At 61.7% G+C, this 10,436-nt stretch carries 13 protein-coding genes and 1 pseudogene; 13 read left to right on the forward strand and 1 reads right to left on the reverse strand.

Annotated elements, in window-relative coordinates; all coding sequences use genetic code 11:
• The first annotated feature begins 54 nt into the window (after positions 1–54).
• Complete coding sequence (gene nagA / locus J6497_RS32115; RefSeq protein WP_225708229.1) at positions 55–1,230, forward strand: N-acetylglucosamine-6-phosphate deacetylase; 1,176 nt, start codon at positions 55–57, stop codon at positions 1,228–1,230.
• Positions 1,231–2,433, forward strand: a complete 1,203-nt coding sequence (locus tag J6497_RS32120; RefSeq protein WP_225708230.1) for an aspartate kinase — start codon at positions 1,231–1,233, stop codon at positions 2,431–2,433.
• A 221-nt stretch (positions 2,434–2,654) separates the two neighbouring features.
• Here J6497_RS32120 and J6497_RS42215 read toward each other — a convergent pair whose 3' ends face one another.
• The gene (locus tag J6497_RS42215; protein ID WP_225708244.1) at positions 2,655–3,431 is read right to left on the reverse strand and encodes a thiamine pyrophosphate-binding protein; all 777 of its coding nucleotides are present in this window, start codon (positions 3,429–3,431) and stop codon (positions 2,655–2,657) included.
• Positions 3,432–3,673: 242 nt separating this feature from the next.
• On the opposite strand from J6497_RS42215, the pseudogene fdxA reads away from it, so the two are divergent.
• The 11 genes and pseudogenes from fdxA to J6497_RS32180 all read left to right on the forward strand — a co-directional run.
• Positions 3,674–4,000, forward strand: a pseudogene (gene fdxA, locus J6497_RS32130) (ferredoxin FdxA); the annotation flags it as partial.
• A 104-nt stretch (positions 4,001–4,104) separates the two neighbouring features.
• Complete coding sequence (locus tag J6497_RS32135) at positions 4,105–4,353, forward strand: DUF2249 domain-containing protein (protein WP_225708231.1); 249 nt, start codon at positions 4,105–4,107, stop codon at positions 4,351–4,353.
• 65 nt (positions 4,354–4,418) lie between these two features.
• Positions 4,419–4,607, forward strand: a complete 189-nt coding sequence (locus tag J6497_RS32140; RefSeq protein ID WP_225708232.1) for a hypothetical protein — start codon at positions 4,419–4,421, stop codon at positions 4,605–4,607.
• 26 nt (positions 4,608–4,633) lie between these two features.
• A complete protein-coding gene (locus J6497_RS32145; protein WP_225708233.1) occupies positions 4,634–5,161 on the forward strand; it encodes a DUF2249 domain-containing protein in 528 nt (175 codons plus the stop codon).
• Complete coding sequence (locus J6497_RS32150; RefSeq protein WP_225708234.1) at positions 5,158–5,475, forward strand: metal-sulfur cluster assembly factor; 318 nt, start codon at positions 5,158–5,160, stop codon at positions 5,473–5,475. Before J6497_RS32145 ends, J6497_RS32150 begins: the two co-directional genes overlap by 4 nt.
• Complete coding sequence (locus J6497_RS32155) at positions 5,472–5,708, forward strand: hypothetical protein (protein WP_225708235.1); 237 nt, start codon at positions 5,472–5,474, stop codon at positions 5,706–5,708. The genes J6497_RS32150 and J6497_RS32155 overlap by 4 nt, the downstream gene beginning before the upstream one ends.
• A 132-nt stretch (positions 5,709–5,840) precedes the next feature.
• Entirely contained in the window at positions 5,841–6,269 is a 429-nt protein-coding gene (locus J6497_RS32160; RefSeq protein WP_225708236.1) for an RrF2 family transcriptional regulator, read from the forward strand.
• Between the two features lie 321 nt (positions 6,270–6,590).
• Positions 6,591–7,247, forward strand: a complete 657-nt coding sequence (locus tag J6497_RS32165) for a secretin and TonB N-terminal domain-containing protein (protein WP_225708237.1) — start codon at positions 6,591–6,593, stop codon at positions 7,245–7,247.
• A 103-nt stretch (positions 7,248–7,350) separates the two neighbouring features.
• Positions 7,351–7,827 (forward strand): RNA polymerase sigma factor, encoded by a 477-nt coding sequence (locus J6497_RS32170; RefSeq protein ID WP_249793843.1) that lies wholly within the window; start codon positions 7,351–7,353, stop codon positions 7,825–7,827.
• Between the two features lie 104 nt (positions 7,828–7,931).
• Positions 7,932–8,867, forward strand: coding sequence for a FecR family protein (locus J6497_RS32175; protein WP_225708239.1), 936 nt, complete (start codon positions 7,932–7,934; stop codon positions 8,865–8,867).
• Between the two features lie 389 nt (positions 8,868–9,256).
• The coding region (locus J6497_RS32180) for a two-partner secretion domain-containing protein (protein ID WP_225708240.1) at positions 9,257–10,436 on the forward strand (1,180 nt) is incomplete at its 3' end.

A 10,436-nucleotide genomic window follows, 5' to 3' on the forward strand; every position in this document is an offset into this window, starting at 1 on the left:
CTTGTACAGGGCTCGCCTCACGAGTCCGTGACTGCCATTCTTGGATCAGTACTGATGGGCCACGCTGGGTCTTCTGTCTCACTCTCGATTGCCGCGCAGCAGATATTTGATGGTGCCGATATGCGCGGGCCGGGTTCGGTCAGGATATCGCAGGAGCGGATTGAAAGCATCACCTCCGGCGGGGCGGAGGCGCGCGCTTCTATCCACCTTCCCGCAGATGCGATCCTTGCACCCGGACTCATCGACGTCCAGGTGAACGGAGGCGGGGGCGTGCTTCTCAACGACCAACCGACAGAGGCTGGTGTTCGACGCATTGTTGAGGCGCACCGCAAGGAGGGGACCACGGGCTGCTTGCCGACCCTCATCACCGATCGCCGCGAGGTCATCGAGCGATTGGCTGCAGTCGCCGAGGCTTGTTTGAAGATTCCCGGCGTGCTCGGGTTTCATCTGGAAGGGCCGGCTCTCAACAGGTCTCGCAAGGGCATTCATCCGGAGGCCGAGATACGTATACCCAATCGGCGGGATCTCGCTGCGATCAAGAGTTTTGGGGGCCGCGGCCGCTCCATTGTGACCTTGGCCCCGGAATGCGTGCCTGCGTCCATGATCGATGAATTGATCACCGCCGGATTGCATATCGCGGCTGGCCACAGCGACGCCACCGCAGCCGAAATCGGGCAGGCCGTCGATCGCGGTGTCTCGGGGGTGACCCATCTGTTCAATGCCATGTCCCAGTTGAACGCCCGGGAGCCGGGCTTGGTGGGCGCCGCGCTTGTGGATGACCGGCTGTTTGCAGGGATCATCTGCGACGGCATCCACGTTGACCGCGCCGGTTTGCGTGTTGCCTTTCGCTGCAAGGGACGCGATCGGTTGATGCTGGTCACCGATGCCATGCCATTGGCGGGCACGAACGACCGGCAATTCATGCTGCAAGGAAGGCAGATCACGCTGCACGAAAATCGCCTGACTGGCCCGGATGGCACACTCGCGGGCGCTCACCTCACCATGATCGAGGCAGTGCGCAACGCTGTTTCGCTGCTCGGAATCTCCCTGGTCGATGCCCTCATCATGGCCTCTCGGACTCCAGCGGCATTTCTCGGTCTTGAGTCCGACCTTGGACGGATCGCGCCCGGATACCGCGCGGACCTTGTCGCCTTCAATCCGAACTTTGAAGTCGTCGGCACATGGATAGGCGGTGTCGGTTCGATGAGCGAGGCTTCCCACCGAGGTTAAATGAGCAATCATCCCATCATCGTGCAAAAATACGGCGGTGTCTGTCTTGAAACACCGGAGAAAATTCGCGCGGTTGCGCGCAGTCTCGCCGACCTGCATGGCCGCGGCTATCGTGTCGTGGCGATCGTCTCCGCGATGGGCAAGACCACCGACCAATTGATCCAGATGGCTTATCAGGTAAGCCCTGCTCCCAATCGCCGTGAACTCGACATGCTGCTAACGACCGGCGAGCGCATCAGCATGTCCCTGATGAGCATGGCGCTTTCCGACCTCGGCGTATCAGCGATCAGCTTCACCGGCAGCCAGGCCGGCGTGATGACCGACGACTCCCATTCCTCGGCTCGCATTCTGGATGTACGGCCCATTCGCGTGCGTGAGGAACTTGATCGTGGGCGCGTTGTGGTGCTGGCAGGATTTCAGGGCGTGAATCCGGTGACCAGGGAAATCACCACGCTCGGCCGGGGCGGCAGCGACACCACGGCCGTTGCGATCGCCGCGGCCCTGAAAGCCGAACGCTGTGAAATCATCAAAGAGGTCGACGGAATTTGTTCGGCCGATCCGCGCGTCGTGCCGGATGCAAAGCCCCTGCGGCGAGTGGATTTTGCATCCCTCTCCGAAATGTGCTTCTGGGGTGCAAAGATCCTGCATTTTCGCAGCTTAGAGCTGGCGCAAAGTCAGGATGTGCCTCTGGTTCTCAAGCAGTGGGGTGGCGTTGAACACAGCACGGAAGTGGTGAAAGAGGTTGCAGGCATGGAAAACGGAAAGGTTCTGGCCGTCAACTCGATGGCTCGCATTGAACATGTGGAAGTCGATTCCAAAGATCTCAATCACGGTTTCGAGAAATTCGCGCAGCATCTCAAGCAAAACAGCCTGTCCTGGCCGCAGCTCCTTGCCTCGAGCTTCACTGCGGGAAAAACCAGCATGACCGTGGCCTGTGATTCAGAGTGGCTCGACGCCCTGTTGCGCACGCTGGAGCACGCCAAAGATCTGCGCAAGCAGCGGGAGGCTTCAAGCTCGGTGAGTCTCACCTGCTTCGGCGGCGTCTCGTCGGAATTGCCGTTCACGGCGTTGCAGGTTCTCGGACATCACGGGATTGTCCCTGACAACTACGTGTTGTCGCCGCATTCGGTCAGCCTGTTCATCCCTGTGGAGAGCCGCGAGGCCGCGGTTAAGGCGCTGCATTCGCTTGTCCAGCGAACATAGGTTCGAGAAGCGGCAGGGATCGCGTCCGCTGAGGTTGTTCGTGTGTTCCAGCCCACAAATGAGCTGCCAAAATCGAAAGGGCCGCCTTGCAGGTCGGCCCTTTCGATTTGCAATCGCCAGAGGTGGTCAAGCCGCGCATCCGCGCGATATAGCGCGCTGTTCAAGTTCGGCTGATCCAGGAGATGCCGCCGGCGATCTCCGGCGGCATCCTGCCGATGCCTCTATTCGGCGGCCATCGGCATGGTCGATGCGCCGGCTTCGATCGCGACCGCCACCGACTGGATGATGGCGGCAAAGCGTACCGCGGTCTGGATCACGCTCGACGTTACAGCGGCCTCTTGCAGCGCCTTCTCATGGGCGTCGATACAGGCACCACAGCCGTTGATGACTGAAACCGCCAGCGACCACAACTCGAAATCGGCCTTGTCGATGCCAGGATTACCGATAACGTTCATGCGCAGGCGCGCCGGCATCGTTCCGTATTCCTTGTTGGAGGCAAGGTGCACGAAGCGATAATAGATGTTGTTCATCGCCATCACGGAAGCCGCTGCCTGGTCGAAGCGCTGGTGTGAGACGTGGTCGTTGGTGCCGTCATAAGCGTCGGCGAGGACCATGAGCGGCGCGCGGTCCAGCGTGGCATAGGCGACGCCGTTCATGGCGTTTGCGATGCCGGGGCCGCGCGAGGTCATAACGACACCAGGAGTTCCGGTGAGCTCGCCGGTTGTCGCGGCCATGATGCTCGCCGCCGGCTCGGTGCGTGCGAGGACGAAGTCTATGCCGTGGTCGGCCGCCGCCTGGACAATGTCCAGGCTGCAATCGCCCCCGGGGAACACCGAAGAAACGTTTGATGCCGTAGGACGCCAAACGTTCAGCCCAAAGATTGGCAACAGATCTTCTTGCCCATGCTTTCTTCCCTGGCACGCGCGGCTTCGACCGACTTTGGCACTGCCGTCTCGTTGCACCCCGCGATCATCGCGAGGAGTGCGAGAAGCTAGCATGCGGGCATTGTCGGCGACTGCCCCAATGACGAGAATATCTGCGCATTCTGGGATAACTCGATTGTTATGCTGGCTTGGTGGCACATGCGCGCAGAAGCCCAGATGCCTGGAATACAGCAAGTCTCGAGCCAGGCGACCCGACTAAAAAGATATATATTTCGTATTGCATTTAGCCGCGCAAAAAAGAGACATTAAAAATATATCTTATACGGACGCCAGAGCGCTGGCGAAAAGGCAGGCTGATGACCCACGTCGTCACGGATAACTGCATCAAATGCAAGTACATGGATTGCGTCGAAGTGTGCCCCGTCGACTGCTTCTATGTCGGCGAGAACATGCTCGTCATCCACCCCGATGAGTGCATCGATTGCGGCGTTTGCGTTCCGGAATGCCCGGCCGAGGCCATCTTCCCGGATAGCGATGTCCCGCCCGACTCGCATTGGCTCGGCCTCAATCGCAAGTACGCAGAGCTCTGGCCAAACATCGTCGCAAAGAGCGCGCCGCCACCGGATGCCGACGTCTGGAACGGCGTCCCCAACAAGTTCTCCGAGCACTTCAGCCCGAACCCGCAGGGAGCTGAAGCCCTCGGTGAGTCAACTGATCTTCGAACCGCCGCCGAGGTCGCCGGCGGCAATCGACCGAATCTTGGAGCGACCAAAGGAGACGTTTAGGAATGTCCAGCGCCAACACTTCGATCATCGACGTGCGTGAGCTCCCACCGGCTCAGCGCCACCAGAAGATTTTTCAGCTCGTCAACGAACTTGCGATCGGCCGCTCGTTCATTCTCGTGAACGATCACGACCCGAAGCCGCTCTACTACCAATTGGAGGCTGAATATCCCAAGCAGTTCTCCTGGACCTATGTCGAGAGCGGTCCCTCCGTATGGCGCGTGGAGATCGGAAAACTCACCAAGGCGGCCTGAACGGCACCAGGCTCACGGTAGCGAGGCGATGTCGCTTCGCTCCCGTCCAATTTCAAGGGGAAGTCATGTTCGGCTTGTCGGGGCCGCATCTCTGGCGGCGTCTCTGGTGTTCCGGGGCGGCGTTCGCCGTGCTCATCGCCACGGCGAGAATATGCTTCGAACTCGTTCTGACCCGCAATCTGGCCGCGGTGCTGGAGGCGATGTTGCCTGAGGGCTATCGCGCATCTCCGCAGTTGCATCTGCCAATTCTGTAACGTCCGCAAGAATGGAGGACTGACAAATGACGCAAGCTTCCTACGAACTCGACGTGCGGCCGATTCTGCGCTCCGGAGGCGAGCCCTTCTCGGCCATCATGCAGGCCGTCAATGGCCTGAGCGCTGGACAGGCGCTCCGGTTGCTGGCGACATTCGAGCCGGTGCCGCTCTACACCGTGCTGGGCAAGAAGGGATTCGACCATGCCGCGCGAGAGATCGGCGAGGGCGATTGGGAAGTGCTGTTCACGCCGCAGGCTCAAGCGGCAAACGCTCAGCCGACACACGACGGCGCCGCGGCTTCAGCATGGCCCGAGCCCGTGCATCAGCTTGACAACCGCGATCTCGAGCCACCGGAGCCGATGGTGCGCACGCTTGCGGCCGTCGAAGAATTGCGCCCCGGCGAAGTGTTGTGCGCTCTTCTGTGCCGCGAGCCTGTGCTCCTGTTGCCGGAACTCGGCAAGCGAGGGCTCGAATGGCTGGGCGCGTTCGAGGCGGATGGGACGATGTACAAGCTCCTGATACGCAGGGCAGCCGAAAGGGAGGCGGCCAAATGACTGACGCCAGCGATCTGGTCGAGCGGGTGCGCACGGCGCTTCGCGACGTGATCGATCCTGAGATCGGCTTCAATATCGTCGATATCGGGCTCGTCTACGACATTGCCGTCGAGGAGGACGGTGTGGCCCGGATCTCGATGACCACGACGACGAGAGGCTGCCCCGCGACCAACTATCTCCGGGACGGTGCCGGCGAAGCGGCGCAGTCCGTGGCCGGGGTTCATTGGGCCGACGTCCAGCTCACCTATGATCCCCCATGGACCCCGGACATGATGAGCCAGACGGCGAAGGACTATCTGGGAGTCGGGCGATGATGCAGGCGCCAGCCGGTCCCGGTCTCGATTACTCCGCGCTGGCTCCCCTCGTCTCGCCGCACGAGCAGATCAACTTGCTGTTGCTCGATGCCTTGCAGAAGCTTGCCGACGCCGGCGAGGTGGACGCAGCCTGCCGCATCGCCGGCAAGGTCTGCGTCATCCTCGCCCGAACCGCGGCAAAGGATGAGAGGCGCTTTAACGCCTTGTTGCATCACCTCGTGCGCAAGCTGTGATTGATCTCGCGGAGGGGGCCGCATCGCCAGCCGGTCGGGGCTGCAAACGGAAGCGCTGCAATTTGCAAAACATCGAGGCCATGTATACCTTTAGTTCTCTCCGCGCCGCCGGTTAGTCAATTTGGGATCCGTATGCGACTGACGAATTTTACCGACTACGCGCTCAGACTGCTGATGTATGCGGCGGCCCATCAAGACCGTCTGATCACCATCGAGGAAGTGTCCGAGGTCTACAGGATCTCGCGCGCGCACCTGATGAAGATTACGAATACCCTGACGCGGGCCGGTTTCCTGAAGGCCGTGCGCGGACGCTCCGGCGGGCTGACGTTGGCAAAGCCTCCGCGCAAGATACGCCTGGGCGATGTCGTCCGCGCCACCGAACCCGATTTCGCGCTGGTCGAATGCTTTGCAACGGGCAACCAATGCATCATCACACGCAGCTGCCGGCTGCGCGGCATCTTCCACGAGGGGCTGGATGCATTCAATGCAGTGCTTGACAAGTACACGTTGTCCGATCTGATGCTTAGGCCCAAGGATTTTGGCGTGCAACCCGCAGCATGATTTCCATCCTCTCCGCGCGATCGGCGGCCATCACGGGGCCATCGCGGCGGCTTGCCATCCGCCGTGAGCCGCTGACCGCAGCGGCAAGCCAATCAGCAAAGCGGCCTGTCGTCAAATTGCAATATTGCAAATATAGCGTCGCGCATGCTGGGAAGGGTTGCGCGCAGGCAGGCAGGATTGTTGGTCCTCAGCTAGGCGTATCGTTGGGTCTCGCGGACCGACATTGCCACCCTGACTTAAATGGAAGGGCGGCACAGGTGTATTCTCCACCGAGCATGAATGCTTATGAGCGGGGACCGCACACAGCCGCTGGACGCGTTGATGTTTTCCAGATTATTGGTCGCCGTGCTTTTGATCGCGGCTCTAATCGTTACCGCAGGGGCGGTTCAGGCGCAGAATCCGGCCGACAACGCCGAACTCGTCTTCGATATCCCGGCGCAATCTCTGGAGACGGCGCTTGAGGCGTTTGGAGAGCGGAGCCGCATGCAGGTCCTCTATGAGACGACGCTGACAACGGGGCGTCGTTCCAGCGCCGTGAAGGGCATGTTCACGCGGGAGGCCGCGTTACAGCAACTGCTGGCGGGAACTGGCCTCGAACTCAGTTACACCGGCGAGCGCGCCTTCACCTTGACGCCGATCCGGACAACGGCAAGATCAAACCTGATTGTCGCGAACTACGATCGCTTCCTCGGCACCGTCCAGGCGGCCGTGCTCTCGGCTCTTTGCCAAAATCCCGAAACCAAGCCCGGAGCATTTCGTCTCGCGATGCAGTTTTGGGTCGCGACTTCGGGCCGGATCGAGAATCCGCATCTTCTCAGTTCGACCGGTGCGAATCGGCGCGATGCAATAATCATCGATGTTGTGCAGCGCCTCGCATTTGGACAAGCGCCCCCGTCCGGGATGCCACAGCCGATCACCATCGTCCTGAGAGCCGGTCCGGAAGGCTCGCACGGCGGGTGCGAGAACACGCGGCCATGATGATGAGCCTTTCGCGGCACAGGCGTCCCGTGGTCAGTCGCCATGCCGTGGCTGCATCATGAGTCGCCAGGACGAGGAAACCAGTTGGCAGACGCTGCGGCAATTGCTGGTCGAGCGCTATGATCATTTCCGGCAGCGCCTGACGCGACGGCTCGGCTCGTCCGACGCCGCGCAAGAGACGCTGCATGAACTCTATCTGCGTTTGGACCGTTCAGACAGCGCAGGCGCATTGCAGAATCCGAACACCTATCTGCTCACAAGTGCGGTCAACCTGGCGCGCGACCGCTGGCGCACCGAACATCGACGTGCCGGACGCGTCGATATCGACGCGCTCTATGCACTCATCGATGAGAATCCGGGGCCGGACCGAATTGTCGAGAGCCGCCTGGCAGTCGAGGCGCTAAAGCGCGCCTTGGAGGAGCTTACCCCGCGACAGCGCGAAATCCTGATTGCCGTCCGCTACGAGAGGCTGACCCAGGATGAAATCGCCAAACGCTTCAAGATCTCTGCGCGCTTTGTGCGAAGAGAACTGCAAACTGCGCTCGAACACTGCGAATCTCGCCTTGCAAAAAAAATCTGACAAAACGGTGCCGGTTTGCGGCTCTCCTGTCGTCTGTATAGAAGGGAATATTGTCATCACGCGGTCACGGGACCATGACTCAGCCTGAGCCCGAGCAGGACAGATTGACCCGCGAGGCATTGGACTGGCTGTCGCGCATCAGCCTGGGCGACGCCACGCAGCAGGATCTCGCCGGCTTGCGGCGCTGGCGTGACACGAGTCCCGCGCATGCCGCAGCCTTGACGCGCGCCGGGGACGTCTGGCGTGCGCTGGAAAAGCCTGTAGCTGAGTTCGTGAAAGACGATCCAAGCCGCAGGCGAGCCGTCTTCCACCCGAGCCGCCGCGCGGTTCTCGCTGGCGGAAGTGCCATCGCGGCCGCAATGGCCGGTGTGATGTTGGCTAGGCCGCCGCTTGATTTGTGGCCGTCCATTGCAGAACTGACAGCCGACTACCGTACCGGGACCGGCGAGCAGCAACAGGTGACCCTTGCCGAGACAGTTTCGATCGAGTTGAACACGCGCACCAGCATCGCCGTGCATGGCGGTGGACGAGAGGCGGCGATTGAGCTGATCTCCGGTGAAACCGCAGTCGCCATCGCCCACGTCGTGCCGCGGCCTTTCGTTGTCCTGGCGGGCGAAGGCCGCACAAGCAGCTATCGCGGAACTTTCAACGTCCGTCGGCGCGACGGCAATGTCGAGGTCGCCTGCATCGACGGCGAAGTGTCGGTCGAATGCAGCGGCTTTAGCGCAACACTCCAGGCCGGCCAGCGAATTGCCTACGACCAAGGCGGTATCGGAGACGTCGTCCCGGCAGATTTGGCAGTTCTCACGGCTTGGCGCGATGGGATGCTGGTCTTCCGCAACGCGCCACTTGCCAATGTCATCGACGAGGTCAACCGCTATCGCCCGGGCCGGATCGTCCTGATCGATTCTTCACTGGGGCAGCGTCTGGTCACTGCGCGGTTCGAGATCAAACGGCTTGATACGGTGATCGGGCAGATTTCCCAGGTCTTCAAGGCGCCGGTCAAGATGTTACCCGGTGGGCTTGTCTTGGTTGGGTGACGATCCGCTGTGGTCCCGCCTGCTGCTGATGATCGCGGTCCCAGGAAGCAGATGTGATTCGGACCCCGATGCGGCTTCAGAGAAATCGTAAAAAGTTAGTTCCGCTTCGGGTGGGTCATCTCGTCCAGAGAGTAGGGATGACTTCGCTGCGGCCAAACCTTGGCTTGGCTCGTCGTCCCCACGCTTAGACGCAGCCGGACCAGGACGATGATGATGCTTCCGCGCCTTTCGCAGTTGAAGACCTGCCTTCGCATGACGCTCGTGATTGAGAGTCCCTGCCCGCAATGCGTTCGATCCGGTTGCTTCCATGACACACAGCGCATCTAGCTGAACCTCGCCGTCCACAATTCAACATTCGCTTCACATTCGACTTTCTGGAAGACGCATCCATGACACATCGGGCCTTAGTGACGACGGTTTCTTCAGGTCATTTGGCCCAGGTGCCACGGGCGCGGCGGTACCTCGATCGCGCGACCTTGCTCGCTGGTGTGAGCGCGATGGCGCTGTTCTTCTCGAATCCGGATGCGATGGCCCGTCCGCTCGGCGGTAACTCGGTGAGCGCGCCGCTGACGGCGACCAACGATGCGGTCTCCAACGCGCAGCGGGCGGCACAAGCGACCCAGCAGGTCAAGCAATCGCTCACCCGCGCGACGCAGGCGTTGCAGGCGATCCGGAGCTTGCAGGATGCGGCGCGCGCGGCGGCGCAGGGTGTGCCGCATTCCGCGCGGTTGAACCTCAATATTCCGAACGGGCTGACGCCGGGCGGCCTGATGCCGGACATGGCCGCGGGGTGGAGCGGGGCCAATGCGCCGACGGAGGCCGCAAGCGGCGGCCAGACCGTCGTCGGCATCCAGCAGACCGCGCCGCGGGCGATCCTGAACTGGCAGACGTTCAATGTCGGCGCGCAGACCTCGGTCAATTTCAACCAGCAGGGCAATGCCGACTGGGTGGCGCTGAACCGGATCACGGCGAGCGGGGCGCCGAGCCAGATCCTGGGCGCGATCAAGGCGGACGGGCAGGTCTATCTGATCAATCCGAACGGCATCATCTTTGGCGGCGGCAGCCAGGTCAATGTCGGCGCGCTGATCGCCTCGACCGCGAAGATCTCGAACGACCAGTTCCTGCGCGGCATCTATTCGACCCAGACCGGCTCGACCTGGACCCCGAGCTTCACCGATGCGGCCGCGCTGCTCGGCAATGGTTCCGGGGGTGGTGTCGTCAGTGTCGAGGCGGGGGCGCAGATCCAGGCGCATGCACCGGCGTCCGTCACGTCCGGCGGCGGGTTCGTGCTGCTGATGGGCGGGCAGGTCGTCAATGCCGGCGCGATCACGACGCCCAACGGCCAGGCCCAGTTTGCCGCAGGCGATGACTTCGTGCTGCGGCGCGGCTATGGCACCGACCAGAACGTCGCATCGACCACCCGCGGCAACGAGATCGCGCCAGTGTTTCGTGCCGGGAGTCTCGCGGGACTGGTCCGCAATGACGGCATGGTTTCCAGCGCGCAGGGCGACATCACGCTGGCGGGCCGCACGATCGAACAGAACGGCGCGCTGATCGCCTCGACCTCGG

It is taken from the genome of Bradyrhizobium cenepequi, assembly GCF_020329485.1.
GTDB classification, from domain to species: domain Bacteria; phylum Pseudomonadota; class Alphaproteobacteria; order Rhizobiales; family Xanthobacteraceae; genus Bradyrhizobium; species Bradyrhizobium cenepequi.